Annotated in this window: 20 protein-coding genes; 7 read left to right on the top strand and 13 right to left on the bottom strand. The window is 61.3% G+C overall.

Annotation, left to right across the window (positions count from 1 at the left end):
* Positions 1–33 precede the first annotated feature (33 nt).
* From BGE01nite_RS12370 to BGE01nite_RS12360, 3 genes are read right to left on the bottom strand one after another with little or no spacing between them, the layout of a single operon-like run.
* Entirely contained in the window at positions 34–918 is an 885-nt protein-coding gene (locus BGE01nite_RS12370) for a DUF58 domain-containing protein (RefSeq protein ID WP_146850775.1), read from the bottom strand.
* Complete coding sequence (locus tag BGE01nite_RS12365) at positions 911–2,374, bottom strand: ABC transporter permease (RefSeq protein WP_146850774.1); 1,464 nt, start codon at positions 2,372–2,374, stop codon at positions 911–913. Before BGE01nite_RS12365 ends, BGE01nite_RS12370 begins: the two co-directional genes overlap by 8 nt.
* Positions 2,371–3,816 (bottom strand): hypothetical protein, encoded by a 1,446-nt coding sequence (locus BGE01nite_RS12360; protein ID WP_146850773.1) that lies wholly within the window; start codon positions 3,814–3,816, stop codon positions 2,371–2,373. Before BGE01nite_RS12360 ends, BGE01nite_RS12365 begins: the two co-directional genes overlap by 4 nt.
* Positions 3,817–3,964: 148 nt before the next feature.
* On the opposite strand from BGE01nite_RS12360, the gene BGE01nite_RS12355 reads away from it, so the two are divergent.
* Both BGE01nite_RS12355 and BGE01nite_RS12350 read left to right on the top strand, forming a co-directional pair.
* Entirely contained in the window at positions 3,965–4,417 is a 453-nt protein-coding gene (locus BGE01nite_RS12355; protein WP_146850772.1) for a hypothetical protein, read from the top strand.
* A 14-nt stretch (positions 4,418–4,431) separates the two neighbouring features.
* A complete protein-coding gene (locus BGE01nite_RS12350; RefSeq protein ID WP_146850771.1) occupies positions 4,432–5,595 on the top strand; it encodes an aminotransferase class V-fold PLP-dependent enzyme in 1,164 nt (387 codons plus the stop codon).
* Positions 5,596–5,757: 162 nt separating this feature from the next.
* Here BGE01nite_RS12350 and BGE01nite_RS12345 read toward each other — a convergent pair whose 3' ends face one another.
* The 7 genes from BGE01nite_RS12345 to rpmI form a co-directional block, all read right to left on the bottom strand.
* Positions 5,758–6,729, bottom strand: coding sequence for an enolase-like domain-containing protein (locus BGE01nite_RS12345; protein ID WP_146850770.1), 972 nt, complete (start codon positions 6,727–6,729; stop codon positions 5,758–5,760).
* A gap of 19 nt (positions 6,730–6,748) precedes the next feature.
* Complete coding sequence (gene menA / locus BGE01nite_RS12340; protein WP_146850769.1) at positions 6,749–7,630, bottom strand: 1,4-dihydroxy-2-naphthoate octaprenyltransferase; 882 nt, start codon at positions 7,628–7,630, stop codon at positions 6,749–6,751.
* 46 nt (positions 7,631–7,676) lie between these two features.
* The gene (locus BGE01nite_RS28980) at positions 7,677–7,826 is read right to left on the bottom strand and encodes a hypothetical protein (protein WP_170266751.1); all 150 of its coding nucleotides are present in this window, start codon (positions 7,824–7,826) and stop codon (positions 7,677–7,679) included.
* A 14-nt stretch (positions 7,827–7,840) separates the two neighbouring features.
* A complete protein-coding gene (gene hisH / locus BGE01nite_RS12335; protein ID WP_146850768.1) occupies positions 7,841–8,467 on the bottom strand; it encodes an imidazole glycerol phosphate synthase subunit HisH in 627 nt (208 codons plus the stop codon).
* 4 nt (positions 8,468–8,471) lie between these two features.
* On the bottom strand, positions 8,472–9,074 hold the full coding sequence (gene hisB / locus BGE01nite_RS12330; RefSeq protein WP_146850767.1) for an imidazoleglycerol-phosphate dehydratase HisB: 603 nt from the start codon (positions 9,072–9,074) through the stop codon (positions 8,472–8,474).
* A 161-nt stretch (positions 9,075–9,235) separates the two neighbouring features.
* The gene (rplT, locus tag BGE01nite_RS12325) at positions 9,236–9,616 is read right to left on the bottom strand and encodes a 50S ribosomal protein L20 (RefSeq protein ID WP_146850766.1); all 381 of its coding nucleotides are present in this window, start codon (positions 9,614–9,616) and stop codon (positions 9,236–9,238) included.
* Between the two features lie 122 nt (positions 9,617–9,738).
* Positions 9,739–9,954: a 50S ribosomal protein L35 gene (gene rpmI / locus BGE01nite_RS12320; protein WP_146850765.1), complete on the bottom strand. Its 216-nt coding sequence runs from the start codon at positions 9,952–9,954 to the stop codon at positions 9,739–9,741.
* A gap of 180 nt (positions 9,955–10,134) precedes the next feature.
* Between rpmI and BGE01nite_RS12315 the strand changes: the two genes are divergently transcribed.
* Entirely contained in the window at positions 10,135–11,442 is a 1,308-nt protein-coding gene (locus BGE01nite_RS12315; protein ID WP_146850764.1) for a phosphoribosylaminoimidazolesuccinocarboxamide synthase, read from the top strand.
* 54 nt (positions 11,443–11,496) lie between these two features.
* Positions 11,497–11,766, top strand: coding sequence for a hypothetical protein (locus BGE01nite_RS12310; RefSeq protein WP_146850763.1), 270 nt, complete (start codon positions 11,497–11,499; stop codon positions 11,764–11,766).
* 103 nt (positions 11,767–11,869) lie between these two features.
* On the opposite strand, the gene BGE01nite_RS12305 is transcribed toward BGE01nite_RS12310, so the two are convergent.
* Positions 11,870–13,189, bottom strand: coding sequence for a c-type cytochrome domain-containing protein (locus tag BGE01nite_RS12305; protein ID WP_146850762.1), 1,320 nt, complete (start codon positions 13,187–13,189; stop codon positions 11,870–11,872).
* Positions 13,190–13,387: 198 nt separating this feature from the next.
* On the opposite strand from BGE01nite_RS12305, the gene BGE01nite_RS12300 reads away from it, so the two are divergent.
* A complete protein-coding gene (locus BGE01nite_RS12300; protein WP_146850761.1) occupies positions 13,388–13,882 on the top strand; it encodes a DUF2726 domain-containing protein in 495 nt (164 codons plus the stop codon).
* 30 nt (positions 13,883–13,912) lie between these two features.
* On the opposite strand, the gene BGE01nite_RS12295 is transcribed toward BGE01nite_RS12300, so the two are convergent.
* Together BGE01nite_RS12295 and BGE01nite_RS12290 are read right to left on the bottom strand one after the other, a co-directional pair.
* Positions 13,913–14,455 carry a DUF3833 family protein gene (locus BGE01nite_RS12295; protein ID WP_146850760.1) on the bottom strand — a complete coding sequence of 181 codons (543 nt, stop codon included), beginning with the start codon at positions 14,453–14,455 and terminating at the stop codon, positions 13,913–13,915.
* Between the two features lie 236 nt (positions 14,456–14,691).
* Positions 14,692–15,453: a lysozyme inhibitor LprI family protein gene (locus BGE01nite_RS12290; RefSeq protein ID WP_146850759.1), complete on the bottom strand. Its 762-nt coding sequence runs from the start codon at positions 15,451–15,453 to the stop codon at positions 14,692–14,694.
* A 420-nt stretch (positions 15,454–15,873) separates the two neighbouring features.
* On the opposite strand from BGE01nite_RS12290, the gene BGE01nite_RS12285 reads away from it, so the two are divergent.
* The gene (locus tag BGE01nite_RS12285; protein WP_146850758.1) at positions 15,874–16,182 is read left to right on the top strand and encodes a hypothetical protein; all 309 of its coding nucleotides are present in this window, start codon (positions 15,874–15,876) and stop codon (positions 16,180–16,182) included.
* Between the two features lie 163 nt (positions 16,183–16,345).
* Positions 16,346–17,389, top strand: coding sequence for an SMP-30/gluconolactonase/LRE family protein (locus tag BGE01nite_RS12280; protein WP_146850816.1), 1,044 nt, complete (start codon positions 16,346–16,348; stop codon positions 17,387–17,389).
* Positions 17,390–17,481 lie beyond the last annotated feature (92 nt).

Genomic DNA, 17,481 nt, shown 5'->3' with positions numbered 1-17,481 from the left:
GATCGGTGCGAGAAGGCAGAATCCTTCGTGAACCTAAGCGGCCTCGACCGCATTGGTGATGATGCCTTCAGTGCGCAGGGCGGTGAGGAAGTCGGCCTCGGCGCTTACTCGAGCGAGGGCGATGCCGTGTTTGGCGGCGGCATTTTTCCAGAGGTCGAAGTGGCGTGAGTAGGCGTGGAGGTAGCGCTGCAGGACATCCGACTCCACGCGGTGCTCGTGAGGCTGCTGGGTCTCGGCATCGATGAACTCGTAGTTGCCTTCCCAGGAGGGGGCGGACTCCTGCTGCGTGAAGGGAGCGAAGACGAGGCCGCGACCGTTGCGGGCACTGAGCGGGGCGAGCGTGGGCTCGGGCTCAGCCGGGAAGAGCAGATCACTGATGAGCACGCGCATGGCTCCGGCTCGCAGAGGCAGGCGTGAGAGGGCGGGGGCATCGCCCGCCGAGGTGGCAGGGAGTTTGGCGAGCTCCTGGGTCCAGCGGCCGGAGACGAGGGCATCGACCTCGAGCATGATGTGAGAAGCCCCGCGCATGGCGAAGGCACGTACGGTGGCACCGGTTTGAAGCGAGGCTTCGACGATGTAGGTGAGGAGTTCGAGCGAGCGTTGTTCCTTTATTGGATAGGCAAACATCGACTCGCTAGCATCGAGGATGATGTCGACGAGCGGGCGCACCTCCTCGCGGTAGAGCTTCATGGTGTAGCTGCCGGTGCGCGCATAGGCCTGCCAGTTGATCTGGCGCGGATCATCACCTGGCATGTAGGCACGGTGGTCCTGGAAGTCGAGGCTGCTGCCCGTGCCGGTGCCGGCGAACTCGCCGGTCTGGCCGCGCCAGCGCTGCTGGCGGAAGGGCAGTTTGAGCACACGTGCCCAGCCCCGAGCATGCGCCTGGATAGAGCGGAGTTGATCAGGGGAGTCACGCATAAGGTTCGTGGTCGTTCAGGAGGGCGCATTCACGGCGGTGCCGGTTCAGACGACCGCAGGCGAAGAGGACCGCGATGAGCATCCAGACGCTGTTGGCAACAATGCCCAGCATGGAGATGGATTCGCGGTCTGCAGTCCGGACACCGATGGTGGTAAACAAGCTGGTGACGGGTGTGACCAGGCCCAGGTAACCGAAGAAGATGCGGTCGCTCGAGCGTGCAGCCTCCGCAGTCGCGACGAGGAGGAAGCCGAGGATGCCCAAGACCATCTGGACCAGCCACCACCGGCTGAGCGGGGAGATCCTGGCGAGCCAAGGTCCGGTCGGCAGGCAGAGGGGAAGCAGGCAAGCGATCAGGAAACTGGTGGTGAAATGCCAGGACATGAGGCTCGACGAGCGGGTGGTGGTGCTGAGCAACGCCTCATGGCTGAGCATGGGTGAGACCGAGAGGCCAAGGATGATGAAAACACCTGAGGGCCAGCCTGGCCGGGAGAGGAAGGAAAAGCGGCCGGGTGAAGCTGGAGGAACCTCTTCAGTGCAGAGGTCCATGCCAAGCAGCATGACTAACAAAAGGGATGGCAAAAAACTGGCCCAGACAATGACATTTTGCGCATTGTAGCCGGACAGACCGCCGGGCCTGGCCAGATGGATCCACCAGGAGACCGCGCCCAGGACGATCATCATGACGAACGCCGCCTTGCGTTTGACGAGCGCGTGGCTGTCAGGCAGGCCGGGGAGACGCGCGGAACCCACGCCGAGGAAAACATAACCGAGGTAGACAGCGAGCAGCAGGAGCCAGAGGAGGATGGCGATGGCCGCCGGCAGGCCATAGGCTGTCAGGGCGCGGACCACCTCCTGGCCGGCGGATTGATTGCAGGCGGTGAAATAAGCGAAGATGCCGATGGCGAAAACGCCGATGCCCGTGAGAGCTGCGGCGAGCAGGCGCACAAGCTTGAGGCTCTGAGAGGAAAGTCCCACCAAAGACGCCGTGGCAAGGCCCGACCCCACCACCAGCGCAGCCAGTGAAATCAGCTCGCGCACGATCTCCACGCCGCCGAACTGGTAGCGCACGATCATGTAAGGCAGCAGAGAGCCTGTGACGAGGAGCGTCTGGCTGAAGAGCGAGACCCACTTTCCCCAGACGATGCGGAAGGAAGGCATGCCGGTGAGCAGGAGTGTGTCGAGCGTGCCGTCCTTGATCTCGGCATGCAGGGCATCGAAGCCCCGGCTGGGCAGCACGGCGAGGAGAGTCACGGAAATGATGGTCCAGAACATCTCATGGATCTGCCGGTGATCGAGAGAGCTGACATAGGCCATCATCAAACAGCCTAACACGACGTGAAACAAGATCAGCGCCGCGGTGAAGAAGCGGGTGCGCAGGCCCTGGCGCATCTCTTTGACGACCATCGGGCTGAGGCGGTCGCTGAAATCACGCAGGGCTGGCAGCGGGGTGGTCATGCGTGGCTGGAAGCAGCACGATCTTCAGCGAGGCGGCGGGCTTCCTCACGAACCGGGCGGAGCCTGCGCCAGGCACGCATGCTGAGGAGGGCATGCAGGACGGGCCAGAAGGCGGCGCATAACAAAGAGATCCGCAAAAAGCGCTCCTGCTCGGCACCGCCGGACATGTTGGAGGCGCCGATGGCGGCAGTGGTGGGCAGGGCAGCGAGAAGCCAGGGCTGCTGGTCCGCGCTGGCCGCGACCATGATGCCGAGGGCGGAGAACATGCCGGTGATGAGATACATCAGGGCAAACATGCCGAGGAAGATGGGCAGGAGATCATGCGAGTGGCGGGTGGGCAGGATCTGGATGACGGCGCTGACCATCCAGACCGAGCAGGTGCCGAGCAGAAAGTAAGGCGCCTGGTCCGAGCCGCCGGTGAGCATCATGAAGGCCGTGACGATGGCCGCGAGGACAAGCGTGAGCCAGAAGCCGGAGTTCCAGCCGGGTGAGAACAAGGCAATGAGGCTGCGCCGCAGGGCGCCGCCGCGGTAAAAGGTGACGTAGGCGGAGGGCACGTCATTCAAGGTCTCCGTGAGGACATCCAGCGTGATGATGCCGATCACGGGTGAGCAGAGCATGAGCACGGCTTTTTCCCCCGTGATCCAATACAAGATGATGGGCAGGACGAAGGCCACGGAATGAACGCTGCGCTTGATGAGGGCGAGCGGCTCCGCCTGGGAGGAAATGCGCGAGGCGGCCAGGCTGAGGAAGGCAAAGATGAGCCAGGCTGAGGAGACCAGCGTGATGAAGATGGCCATCAGCTCAAACGAGGCAGTCATGGTGACGCCACCGGAACCAGTGATGCGGCTCATGCTCATGGCGAAGATCCAGCCAAACACGCCGAAGCCGAAGAAGAACAGCGGGACGAGGATCAGCACCATGCGCAGCCAGGCCTGGCGAATGGTGGAAAGGGCCACAAGGGCGGCGGTGGCCACGCAGCCGACCAGCCAGCGTGAGCCGAGCAGGAGAAACTCCGTGGTGAGTTCCAGCCCGCCAAACATGTAGCGCGCGACGACATAGGGCATGAGGCTCAGGGCGATGAGCAGAGACTGCAGGGCCACGTTTGCCCATTTGCCAAAGACGATGCGGCTGCAGGAGAGCCGGGTGAGCAGGAGCATGTCCAGCGTGTTCAGCTTCACCTCCTCCGCCAGCGCATTGGCCACGCGGAAGGGCATGATGAAGCAGAGCACAAGGGTGGAGAGACCATCAAACAACCAGCGTGTGTCATCCGCATTCTGGGCGGAGCCGGTGATGAGCGTGGCGATGATGAGCAGCGCATGCATCAGCAGCAGCGTGCTCGCAAAGGCCTTGGTGCGCAGGCCCTGGCGGAGTTCCTTCACCACCATGGGCGAGAGCCGGTCCGAAAAATCAGTGAGGACGGGGAGGGCGGTGGAGCTCATGCAGCGCGAAAAGGGAAGCTGACCGCTAGAGATAGCGAAGGACCGAAAGGACGGAAAGGACAAAAAGGATGACGTGCTCGGAAGTCTTTTTGTCCTTGGTGTCTGGAGAGTCCTTGGTTATCTGATCAGAGTTCCTTCACCGTCATCCATGAAAGACCCAGGCTTCCGCCCCGCTGATCCGCTGCCTTCGCAGGCTCCTCGTGAGCGTCGGAAGCGCCACTTCCCGAGGTCGATGAAGCTTTTTTGCGTGGCCTTCCTGATGTTCACGGCCTTCCTGGGCTTCCTGGCCTTTGTGGCAGGGGTGACGGGCATGGCGGCCACGCAGGCGCGGACCTGGGGTGTGCTGGCGCTCGCGGGGCTGGGCACGTTTGCGTTCTCGCGGGTGGTGGTTTTCCTTCTGGCGGACTCGCTGAACTGCCCGCTCTGCCATGGTGCGGTGATGAAGGAGCGCCGCTGCCGCAAGCATCATGAGGCCTTCCGGATCTGGCCGCTGTCGTATCGCGCCTCGGCGGTGATCTCCCTGCTGATCACTTTCGGTTTCCGCTGCATGTATTGTGGTACCAGTTACCGGCTTGGCAGACGTAGATCGCAAGTCCAGTAGTGGACTCAGCTCCCATGTCTCTCTTTGCTTCTGAAGCCGAACGTCTCGCCGAGTTCCCGGTCGCCCGGGACAGCATTTTTCTTGCCCATGCGGGTGTCACCATACTGCCTGCACGGGTGACGAAGGTGATGCAGGACTACCTGCATGAGGCCTGCACGCGCATGCAAGAGTTTCCGGAAGCCTGGCGCGCGACGAATGAGACGCGTGCGGTGGCGGCGAAGATGCTCGGAGCGAAAGCGAGCGAGATCTCGCTGCTCGGGCCGACCTCGCTCGGGCTCTCTCTGGTGGCGAACGGGCTTGATTGGAAGCCTGGAGACGAGGTGGTGTGCTATCAGGATGATTATCCGGCGAATGTGTACCCTTGGACGGATCTGGCGCGCCATGGGGTGATAGTGAAGCTGCTGAAGCCGGAGGCTCCGGGAGTGATCACGCCGGAACTGGTGGAAGCGGCGCTGACGCCTAACACGAAGTTAGTCGCGCTGGCCTCCTGTCATTTCCTGAGTGGTTATCGGATCCGGCTCAATGAGATTGGCCGCATGCTGCGTGAGCGCGGTGTGCTTTTCTGCCTGGATGCGATCCAGACACTGGGTGCCTTTGAGACACGGGTGGATTATGTGGACTTTCTGAGCGCGGATTCACACAAGTGGATGCTCGGGCCGATGGCGGCCGGTGTGGTGTATGTGCGTGAGGAAGTGCAGGAGCAGCTGCGGCCGACGTTGCTCGGCTCGTGGAACGTGCAGAGCCCGAATTTCATCGCGCAGACGGAGATTGCCTTTGAGCGCGGTGGCCGCAGGTATGAACCGGGTGTGTTGAATGTGGCGGGCATCATTGGCATGAAGGCAGGGCTGGAGCTGCTGCTGGAGAAGGGCATTCCGCAGGTGAGCGAGCAGCTTCTGCGCTTGAAGGCGAAGCTCATGGACGGGCTGGAGCCGCTGGGGTTCCGCTTCATCAGTCCGAAGGACGGGCCGAACGCGTCTGGCATCACCACGGCCTGGCGTGAGGAGGGGAGTGGTCCGGCGGCGGACAAGGTGTTTGAGCATCTTAGCGCGATGAAGATCAGCCCGAGTTTGAGGTATGACCGCGCCGGGAAGGCGTATCTACGGTTCAGCCCGCATTTTTATAACACCGAAGCCGAGATGGATCGGGTGGTCGGGGAGATTGCCGCGATGAAGGAGTGAGGCGTTGTCGCGCTTTTGGTTGGGGGAGATGACAGGACTTCTTGCGCCCTTTCAGGGCGCGGTGACTCGTCGAGAGGCATGCTTCACATATCCGGTGGTTCTCGCTGCACCGCTTCGCGGTTTCGCTTCACCACCGGCTAATAGTTTGCTCGCGATTCATTGTTAGACCAATCGGCGCCAGGGGAGGCGTTCGAGGACGTCGCCGAAGCCGAGGCCGCCGCCGTCTAGATCGGGCTGGAGGCGGCCGCCGGGAGAGTGGACGCGCTCGAAGAAGCCATCGTTCTCGAAGAGGTGCTGAGTGCAGAGCCCGGTGAGGCCGATGCGGTCTCCGAGCTCCTGGCGGGCGATGCCTGCTTCATAAGCGGCGAACATCTGGCCGAGCGCATGATCCATGGCGGAAGTGAGCATGAGCGAGTGACCGGGGTGTCTCTCAGCGACGATGCGCCAGTCACGGCGCGCGGGTTTGACGACGACGGCAGAGAAGCCTTCGGTGCCGTCACGCCAGCCTTTGTCGAGTGCGAGCTTCACGCCCCACTGCTGCTGCGCCTGCTGCCACAACTGGGCATCGTAAGGAAAGGGGTCTTCGATGAGGTCGAGCCGCTGATAGGTGCGCAGGGGCATGAACTCGATGAACTGCGAGAAACTGCGCGCATCCAGGCAGCCATTGAAATCGACGCGGAGCTTGAGATCGTTTTTACCTGCGGCGCGCACGCATTGTTCCAGGAAGCGGCGGGTTTCGCCGGAGTTGGCGTAGCCTTTGGCTTTCAGCGCGGGCCAGCCTTCGCTGAGGACGCGCTGGATCTGGGGTTCGGTGGATTGGGCGAAGCTCCAGGAGTAGTGGCTGGGCGGGATCTCGAGACCTTCAAACAGGCTGACTCCAGCCTCGCGGGCAGCCCCATCGAGCTCCGCGCAACGCAGGGCCATGGCGGTGACGGGAGTGGTGATGCCTTCGGTGAGCAGGCGGAGCTGTTCCTCGACAGAGACATCGCCAAACTCAGGCCAGGGATGAATGCAGCCGAAGCCGGAGCCGATGCGGATGAGCGCGCCTGGAAAGGTGCGGCGATGCGAGGCCGAGTTCAGCGCCACGCCGCTGCGCAGCAGGTAGTCGTAAACGTAGATGGGCTCGGAAAGCATCGCTCTGTGAAAACGAGGCTCAGCCATCCATTGCCGCACAAAACAGCGCGGCGAAGATGAGCAACTGCGCGCCGCTCATGGCGAGCAGTTTGTTATACGCGGGGCCAGGAGGTGTGGTCCAGAGCTTGATCACGATAAAGGCTCCCAAGGGCAGGACGGCGAGCGGAAGCGTGCAGACGCGACTGAGGCCTGTCTGCGCCCAGTAGATGCCGGTGCCGTAGGCGAACGCGGTGAGCAGGGTGATCTCCAGACGTGCGAAGGTGGCGCCGAAGCGAACGGCGAGAGTGCGTTTGCCCGTGCTTCGGTCTTCATCAAGATCACGTAGGTTGTTGATGGCGATGAGGACGGTGCTGAGGCAGCCGATCTGCAAGCCACCAATGAGGCCGCCGGTGAGCCACTCACCCGTTTGCACAAAGGCGGAGCCAGTGACGGCGATGAGGCCGAAGAAGAGGATGACGAAGAGTTCGCCAAGGCCGCGATAGGCCAGCGGCGCGGGGCCGCCGGTATAACCATAACAGAAATAAAGCGAGGGAACGCCGATGAAGAGAATGGGCAGGCCGCGCGCGGCGATGAGTGGCAGAGAGAAGGCGATGGCGACGCCGAGCATGAGGAAGCCAGCAATCATGACGCTGGAAGGTTTCACGACTCCGGCGGCGGTGATACGGCGCGGGCCGACACGCGCGGCGGTGTCCTTCCCCTGGCTGAAGTCCAGGGCATCATTGAACCAGTTCGTGGCGATCTGCAGAGCGATGGTGCTGCCGAGGGTGCAGATGAGCAGGGTGGTAAGGATCTCATGGCCGCCGAGCCTGGAGCCGATGAAGAAGCCGACCAAAACGGGAGCGATGGCCGCGCCGAGGGTCTTGGGCCGTGCGGCCTGGATCCAGTCAGAGAGGGAAGCCATGAGATCGATCTTGCGTGGCTGGAATGGAAGAGCCGCGGACCTGGTGTCAGGTCTCGGCGGGAACCACCTTGCGCTCAAAGGTGGTCTCGCTGGCCAGCAGGTAGTAATAACCGGCCACGGATGCCAGCAGCAGCAGAAAGGCCACGATGATCCAGAAACCTGGGATCAAGGGCGGACCTAAGCGGCGGCGTGACATGGTGGAAAAGTTGGTTAGAGCGTGGTGGCGAGGTGGTCGACGCTGTTCTTCAGCAGCTTCAGGCCGATTTCCTGGCTTTTTTCCGGATGGAACTGCACGGCCATGAGGTTCTTCTTGGCAATGCCGGCGATGAAGGGGACGCCATAATCCGTGCGGCAAAGGGCGAGGGATGGGTCCGCCACGTCTGGATAGTAGCTGTGCACGAAGTAGAGGTGAGATGGATCCGGGAGGTCCTTCCACCACACGGGCTTGTCCTCCGCCCAGGTGACCTTGTTCCAGCCCATGTGCGGGATCTTGAGGCCGTGCGCCGAATCAAATTTGCGTACACGACCTGGGGCGACGGCGAGGCCTTCCACGCCGGGGGATTCCTCGCTGTCCTCAAACAGGAGTTGATAGCCCAGGCAGATGCCGAGGTAAGGTTTCTCGGCCTTCAGCCAGGCTTTGAGAGGATCCCAGAGATGGGTTTCCTTCAGGATGCGGATGCTATCGCCAAAGGCACCCTGGCCTGGGAAGACCAGGAGGTCGATGTCGTCAAATTGAGCGGGTTTGGTCACCAGCTTGGCCTCGCGGCCGATGGCGGTGAAGGCATTGAGGACGCTGCGCAGATTGCCAGCGCCGTAGTCGAGCACTCCGAGGTTCATTGCGTTAGAGGACCTCCTTCGTGCTCGGGATGCCGGTGACGCGGGGGTCGTGGCGGGTGGCCACGTCCAGGGCGCGGGCGAGACCTTTGAAGATGGCTTCGGCCATGTGGTGGGCATCGCGCCCGCGGCGGATCTCCACGTGCAGGGTGGCCAGCAGGCTGGAGGAGAAGGCGCGGAGGAACTCCTCCACGAGCTGGTAGCTGAAGCGGTTGATGCCACCGATGGCCTCGACACGCTCAGGCGCGTGGTAGCTGAGGAAGGCGCGGCCGCTGAGGTCCAGGGCCACCTCGGCGAGGGTCTCATCCATGGGCAGAAGCCAGAAGCCGTAGCGGGTGATGCCGGCCTTGTTTCCCAGGGCCTCACGGAAGCACTGGCCGAGGACGATGCCGGTGTCCTCCACGGTGTGGTGATAGTCCACCTCGATGTCACCGACGACTTTCACCTTCAGATCGAAGAGGCCATGCTTCGAGAACAGCGTGAGCATGTGGTCAAAGAAAGGGACGCCGGTATCGATCTGCGACACGCCGGAGCCATCGACGACCAGTTCGATCTGGATGTCGGTCTCAGCGGTCTTGCGGTGCTGTTTCGCGGTGCGGGTGGTCTGCATGGGAAGGTGTCACTAAACAATCGCTGCCTATTCAGGTCAACGTGGGGATGGGACTTTGGGATGGGTCGTGATCCGGGGGGAGGGAGGTCCTTGCCAAAGAAAAACAGCCGGAACCTTGCGGCTCCGGCTGTTTGGGTCTGGGGAATTTAGGCTGATCTCGATTAAGCAGCGACCTTGGCGGTCTTCTGCTCGAGGGCGGCTTTGGCCTGGTTGGCGATGGCGCCAAAGGCAGCCTCGTCCTTCACGGCCAGGTCGGCCAGCACCTTGCGGTCGATCTCGATGCCGGCGGCATTGAGACCTTCGATCAGGCGGCTGTAGGTGATGCCGACCAAGCGGGAGGCGGCATTGATGCGCTGCACCCACAGGTTGCGGAAGGTGCGCTTGCGGACCTTGCGGTCGCGGTAGTTATACGTCATCGCCTTGCGGACAGCGTCCTTGGCGTAACGGAAATGGGTTTTGCGGAAGCCTTGGAAACCCTTCGCTTTCGCGATGGTGCGCTTCCTGCGTTTACGACTAGCTGGGGCGTTAGTTGCTCTGGGCATTTTCTTCGTCGGTGATCAGACTGTTTTTGGATTCGATGACCGGACTCATCTGAACGTAGATCCTGCGGGGAGGACCAGTCCGGAGCATCGTGGCCTCCATTGGGGAGGCCTGTGGGAAGAAATCAACGATGCGAGAACGGAAGGTTCGCAAGGATGGCTTTCTTATCCACTTCTGCCACGAGGGCGACTTTACCGAGATTGCGCTTACGTTTGCGGCTCTTGTTCTGCAGGATATGGCGCTTGCCTTGTTTACGGCGCAGCACCTTACCCGTCGCAGTGACTTTGAATCGCTTCGACACGGACTTTCTCGTTTTGGCTATACCAGCGTTTTTGGACATAGGGGCGGCGAAGGTGGAGGCAATCCCCCGATTGGCAAGGTGTTTTTCGGGTCCTTTTCCCCTCCCGGGTAGCGGCAGCCCTGGGGGAAGGGAGGCGGTAAAAACTGCCAAAAAGTCTCGAAAAACCAAAACCGGAAATTGAAAAGGTCCCCGCCCGTGGCGAGCCTGCGGGCAGAAACCATGGCTGCCAACCTTCCTTCCCAACTCTCCCCCCAGTCCCTCGGCGAGCCCGTGTACCGCGGGTCCGTGCAGAATCTCTACGCCGTGCCTGACCACCCGGGGTACATCGTCTGCGAGACCACGGAGGCCGGGTCGGTCTTTGATGTGGGCAGCATTTTCAAAATTGAGGGAAATGACATCAACCGGGCGATTTTCCGCCATGTGATGTATGCCCGCCTGGCGAAGCCGGAGACCTGGCAGCGGGTGGAGGAGGTCCTGCTGGACACCCACACTCTGGGCGGCACCTGGCGCTCCCAGCTCATGGACGGCACCCTCCCGGCCATGATTGAGGGCGGCGCGCAGACCCACCATGTGGGCATGCTGGACGCCGTGACCGGGGAGATCGTGGCCCAGGGCATCCCGAAAAACCCGAGCTGCTACAATGTGGTGCGCCGCTTCCCGGTGATGAAGCCGCCGCTCCGGAACGTGATGGGGAACTTTGTCTATGACTACGCCCAGTTTCAGCAGAGCGGCACCTATGTGGTGCCTCTGGAGTACATTGTGCGTTTCGGGGTGACCAGCGGCAGTTCGGTGCTGAAGAAGTATGAGACCCTGAATGAGAAGGAACGCCGCGCCTTTGAGCAGGAGCTGGGCCTCAGTGACCCCATGGAGGCCTGGCAGATGCTGGACCGCCCGATCTACGATCTGACCAGCAAGTATGAGCCGGAGGACCGCGCGGTGACGAAGCAGGAGGCGCTGATCATGTCCGGCCTCAGCGCGCAGCTCTTCACCAGCACCATCAAGATGTCCCTCCTCGGTGCCTGGGCCGTGCGTGCGCTCCTGGAGGAGATCGGCCTCCAGCTCTGGGATCTGAAGTGGGAGTTCGCGGTGGATGGGGATGACCTCTTCTTTGTCGACACGATCGATGCCGACAGCTTCCGCGCCACCGGCACGGTGCCGGTGGACGGCTGCAATCTCATCATCCACTACAACAAGCAGGCCATGCGTGACTACTACCGCATCATCTGCGCGGACTGGTATGCCGGGGTGAACTCCGCCAAGGTGGAGGCCGCGAAGGCCGGTCTGGCCTTCAAGGAAATGCTGAAGGCTGGACAAGCCGCAGGCCGCTACCCGCACACGCCGGTGGTGGATCCGGCCTTCCTGGATCTGCAGGCCCGCAAGACGGCGCTGATCAAGCAGCATGTGCTGGGTGAGGCTGATGCGGCCACCATTCGCGCGGGTCTCGAGGAAGCCGGTCTGGCGGAAGCGGAGTTTTATCGCGCGAAGGGCAAGCTCGATGAGTTGCTGAAGCTGAATGCGATGCCGTGATTTTGGTTAGGTGGACAAGCCTCGTTCAGCGAGGCTTGTCTTGAATAGAAGAGAATGAACAAATACACCTTCCTGCCACCTGCTGTTGGTTGCCTATGGATGCTGGGCAGCTTAGTGCCATACTTGGTGACGGGTGAAATGTGGGGGATGGTGTGGGTATACTTAAATGCTCCTCTATCTTTTTGGCTTAAAGAGACATGGCTTACCGAGCAGCTCTATCCCATGTTGTGGGTGGCCGTCACCACAACTGCCAATGCCGTTTTGCTGGCCATGCTCGTTGGTTTTTGTCTCTCGTTGTTAGCAAGCGGAGGCAAAAAGAGGTGAGTAAAACAAAGTCCACCGAATCTCTGACACGTTGAAGTGTGAGCAGAGTCCACAGCTCATCACACGGAGTGTGATGGCTACTTTGCTGGCGTATGCTCGCGGCTCAGAGCTTGAGCTCGCCGCTGAGTTTGCCGCCGGCGGCTTCCCAGATGTGGACCTTGCCATCGAAGGTGCCGGCGAAGACCCATTTGGAGTCGGCGGTGATGACGACGCTGGTGACGGGCTCGGTGACGCCGGTGAGCTTGCGCTCCTTGGCGCGCTCGCTGCGCTCGCCGCCAGTGTGCCTGACGAAATCTGTGTAAAGACTGCCGCTGCCTTTGTCGGTGAGGGCCACGAGAGTCTTGCCATCCGGGGACCAGGCGATGGCGGAGAAAGCAGTCTTTTTGTCGCCTAACGAAGTTTCTTGCTCGCCGCTCTGGGTGTTCCAGAGTTTGACTTCACGGTCCGCGCCTGCGGTGGCGATCTGGCTGGCATCCTTGTTGAAGGCCACGGCGGTGACGTGGTTCGTGTGCCCTTCATAGAAGGCCACCTGCTTGGCCGTGGCCGGATCCCAGAGGCGCGCCATGCGGTCCGCGCCGCCGCTGAGCAGGCGGTCGCCCTTCGCGGAGAGGCGCAGGGCCAGGACGTTGTCGTCATGGGCTTTCCAGGTGGTGAGCAGCTTGCCGGTCTCGAGATCATACTTGCGGATGAAGCCCGCGCCGCCGGCCTCGCCATCCGCGGCAAAGACCTGCTTGCCGGCGGTATCCACGACGAGGGCGGTGACACTGCCGACGAGGGATTCTTTAAGCTCGCGCACGTTCTGCATACTTGCCGCATCCCAGACGATGAGCTTTTGAAAGCCGCCAGTGACGAGCCATTTGCCATCCGGGCTCCAGCCTAACGAATGAACCGCTTCCGTGTGGCCTTCGAGCCTGCCGAGCACGGGCCGCTCCGGCTTCGTGAGATCCACCAAGGTCACGGCATTCGCACGGGCCACAGCGAGACGTTTTTCATCCGGCGAAAGCGCCAGCGCGAGCACGGGCTGGTAGCTTGCGGGCATGGTGACGAGCTTCACGGGCTTTGGCGCGGGAGCCTCATCAAACACGCTCGCATCCCACACGGCCCCTCCATCGATCCAGGTCTTCAGCGCGGTGATCTCGGCGGCGGTGAGGTCCTTCTTCGGCGGCATGTGCGGATCGCCATCGTCAAGCACCAGTTGGTAGAGCAGGCTGTCCTCGGCCTTCCCGGCTTTCAAGGGCACACCATTGTCCCCGCCCTTCATCATCTTCTCATGCGAGGTCAGCAGCAGCCCGCCCTTGGCCTTCCCCGGCTTGTGGCAGCCCACGCACTGGTCCCGCAGCACCCGCATCGCGGGCTTGGGGTCGGCGGAGAGGGCTGGGAGGGTGAGAAGGAAGCTGGCGAGCAGCAGGCGGCTGGGTGGCATGGGGGATGCAAAGGATACGTGGACAGGCCGCCGTGTCCTTGCGCTGAAGGTGACTCGAACACATGAAGATGTCACTGCACTCGGCTCGACTTGCGGAGAAAGTCGGCCACTTCATATTGAGGTCCCCAGTTTGTGCCTTGCTTCAGGCGTTCCAACTAATAGACGAATGCTGCTGAGTTCTTACTTTCTCTCACCCGCATGAACAATGGCTGCCTCTCTCTTCTGACTTTTGGGCTTCTGGGGCGTCGTGAGCCCGCAATCTCAAATACTACCGAGTTCCCGTATGGTTTGCGGGATGACTTCCTTTCTGCGGCGGAAATTTCTTTGTATCATGTGCTGCGCAACACCTTGGCGGCTGACGTGACCATCGTTATCAAGCCGAGACTCAGCGACATTCTTTTTGTCCGTCAGCCGCATATCAACAAGGCTGCTCGTAATCGAATTGATCGCAAGCATGTAGACTTCCTGCTTTGTGAAACAGCGACTATGAAACCTCGTCTTGTGGTTGAACTAGATGATAGCAGTCATCAAAGGAAGGATCGGCGGGATCGCGATGAATTTGTGGATGAGGCTCTGAAGGCAGCCCGCCTCCCCATTCTCCATGTTCGTGCCGCTAAAGGTTATGTTCCGCAGGAGTTGTTCATGCAGATTCAACAGGCCATCGCGGGCGCACCAGGAGCACAAACGAGATAAAGGAACTCTAAGTGAAATCGGTCGCGTTGGCTACTTTTGGAAGATCTCAGTGATGCGACCAACAATGAGGCCGAGTTTGCGGACGGTGACGGTGTTGAGCATGGTGCGGTGGTCGGGTTGGAGGACCATGTGGTGGGTCATGCGGACGCGGGTGAGAGGATTGCGGCGGTTGAGGGTGAGGGTGTAGTCAAGGCGGAGGGTGTTTCCCCAGGCTTCGCCGCGGGCTTTGCCGATGATGTTTTCGCAGGTGGCTTCGTAGTGGTGAGCGTCGAGGCGGCGGATGATCCAGGTGCGGCGGGTGGGCTTGTCATCATCGAAGGTGACGTCCTGGGTCATGTGCAGTTCGGGGCCTTGCATGCGGCCCCAGGTCTCGGTGGCGACGCGCTTCATGGGGCGGCCGCGGGGGCTTTCGAGGAGGCCGGTGGAGCGGGTGTGGCCGGTGTAGAACTGGAGGATATCGAACTCCGGACGCGTGTCGGCGAAGTCAGCGGGTTTCAGGCTGCTGCAGGCGGAGAGCCCGAGGACCATCATGCCTGGGATGAGAAGGGCCTTCAGGCAGGTGAGGATGTTCATGAGATGCTGGGAAGGGAACGCATCTGCATGAGGTGTTGGCTGGCGGGAGGGTGCCTGAGTGTTGGATAGGCGATGTCGAGTGATCGCGGAGCCATTCGATCTTCTCGGCTGTTTTTTACAGGATTGACAGGATTCAGGATTAACAGGATGGGGAGCTTTGGTTTCTGCACTTTCTGTTAGGTTTGATGGCAGGAAAATTAGGGCAGAAAGATTTTCAGAGGGCTGTGATGAACTCGTTATTCCTCGGGGATTTCGCCGTCTTTGGCAGATTTGAGGATCTTGGTTTGTTCTTTGGGGTCGAGGTTGGCGGTCTTGACGTAGGTGCCGTCGAAGTAGGCGCGGGCGCCGTGGTAGTAGCTGGTGTGGGCGCCGATGATTTCGAGCTTTTGGTTACGCTGGATGAAGCTGAGGTTGGTCTCGGGATCGTCGCCTTTGTCGGCGCGGCCTTTGTCGCTGAACCAGCCGATGGACTCATTCCAGGTGGCGATGCCGGCGAGGCCGCCGACGTGTGAGGTGGGGCCGCGGACGCACTGGATGACGAAGTGGAGCTGGTTGCCCTTCTGGACGATGTCGATGCTGCCGCCGTAGCTGTCGCTCCAGGAGCCGGTGAGGGTTTCCTCGCCTTCCTGGGCGCGGATGAGGCCTTTGAGCCAGACGGCGCGCTCGTTGGAGAGGTGGGAGGCGGCTTCGAGATATTCGGGGGCGGTGAGGGGCAGCTCATCCTGGGCGGAGGCACCGGTGTAGAGCGGGGAGCGGGCGAGGTAGTCGCGATACTCGAGCCAGGCGCGCTGCTCTTCCTTGAGCTTGTTGAAGTCGGATTCGTCGAGGGCTTTTTTGGCGGCGGCCCAGGCTTCGTTGAGGGCGCGGTCGGCCTTGTCAAAGGCGGCCTTGGCTTCGGCGGGGTTGATGGGAGCGGGCTCGTTTTGGGCGAGGACGGAGGTGGAGACCCAGAGGGTGGCGACGAGGAACGCTGGGAGGAGAGTGATCAAGGTGCGCATGGTGGGAGAATAGGTGGTTGGGCGCGGGGTGTAAATGGGTTGTGTGAGTTGGCGGGGGCTTCCGGCGTTCCTGCCGGAACGCGGGGCTGAACTGGGAGTGGGTGGGCGCGGTTCCGGCGGTTCTCGCTCACCCGCTGCGCGGGTTCGCTTCACCGCCGGCTACTGGCCGGCGAGCCTCTGGCTCGCGAGGCATTTGGGGGAGGTTTGATGGCTGTGTGTTTTAGTGATGCGTTCCTGACACGTTGAAGCGTGAACAACGTTACTTGAGATGCGGAGTCCGGGGGTGGTGCGGGGCGTTCCGCACTTTGGCCCAGCCTGCGGGACGCCTACGACAGATGCGGGAAATCCAGAAATGGGAACGGCACGCCCGGAGTGGGTGGCTGGTGCGAACTAGGGGTGTCAGCCACCCCGATTCCCGTCATGCCTCATGTCATCCAGCTTTTGCTGCCGCTGTGTGCTTTTGATCAAAAGCCGCTTCCGCAGGATCTTCATGCGAAGGTGAAGGCGGAACTGATGCAGAAATTTGGCGGGCTGACGACTTACAGCCGCCCGCCGATCCATGGCCAGGAGCCTCCGATGGTGGGCAAGGTGCAGGAAGACCGGGTGGCGTATGAGGTGGTGGCGTGGGAGTTCGATGAGGTGTGGTGGTCCGGCTACAGGCATGCTTTGGAGCGGCGCTTTGACCGGCGGGATGTGGTGGTGCGGGCGAGGACGATGCAGTGGAGGTGAAAGGGGAAGTAGGCGGTGGACTGTGAGCGGTAGGCAGTAGTTGCCCAGAGTTTTTCACAGGAGATTGGGAGTAGGGGAGAGGGAGGTTTTTCAGAAGGCTTGCGTTCATCGGTGCGTTTTTTTAGAACCGACGACTTCCAACCTTCTGCCTCCCCTTTTTATGATGACTGACCGACGCGCTTTTTTGACGACTCTTGCTTCTGCCGCTGCTGCCAGCGCTTGGGGGCGGGATTGGAGCGGGCAAACGCCGGAGCGGTATCCGGATCCGGATGTGATCGCGATCGATCCGTCGTTCGCGAAGCTGGTGCAGGGGAATGCGCCGATCCGGAGGCTGCACACGGGGATGCTGTGGGCCGAGGGGCCGGCCTGGAATGGATCCGGGAACTATCTGGTGTGGAGTGACATTCCGAACAATGCGCAGATGCGCTATCTGCCGGAAGACGGACATGTGAGCGTGCTGCGCAACCAGGCGAACAACAGCAATGGCAACACGTTTGACCTGCATGGCAGGCAGATCAGTTTCGAGCATGCGACGCGTCGTGTGGTGCGGTATGAGCTGGATGGGAAGATCACGGTGCTGGCGGACAAGTTTGACGGGAAGCCGCTGAACGCGCCGAATGATGGCGCGGTGCATCCGGATGGCTCGGTGTGGTTCACGGATCCGGGTTACGGGAGCATGATGGACTATGAGGGCAACAAAGGTGAGCTGCTGCTGAAGGAGGCGGTGTATCGCATCGATCCCTCGGGCGAGATCACGAAGATCACGGATGATCTGGAGAAGCCGAACGGGCTGTGTTTCTCACCGGACTACAAGAAGATGTATGTGGCGGACACGGGCGCGCCGAAGACGATCCGTGTGTATGAGGTGGAAGGCACGAAGGTGAAGGCCGGGAAGGTTTTTGCGGACTTCACCAAGGGCTATAACATCGATCCGGGCACGTTTGTGGATCCGAAAGGCAAGGGCGGATCCGATGGCATCCGCTGTGATGTGGAAGGCAATCTCTGGGCGAGTGCGGGATGGATCGGCGACGGGTTCGACGGAGTGCATGTGTTCAACCCGGAAGGGAAGCGGATCGGGCTGATCAAGCTGCCAGAGACGACGAGCAATCTGTGCTTTGGCGGGCCGAAGCGTAACCGGTTGTTCATCACCGCGAGCCAGAGTCTTTACACGCTGTATGTGAACACGCGCGGGGCGCATCATTGTTGAGCCAGATCTTTAACTGCGGAGGTTTTTTTAACCGCAGATAACGCAGAGGGCACAGATAGTTCTCATACGTCGTGAGGGCCGGATGGGCGGCG

Origin of the sequence: Prosthecobacter gellanilyticus (assembly GCF_007992435.1) — a bacterium.
GTDB lineage: Bacteria > Verrucomicrobiota > Verrucomicrobiia > Verrucomicrobiales > Verrucomicrobiaceae > Prosthecobacter > Prosthecobacter gellanilyticus.
The sequence above is the reverse complement of the archived record's forward strand: the minus strand, read 5'-3'. Positions and strand labels throughout refer to the sequence as shown.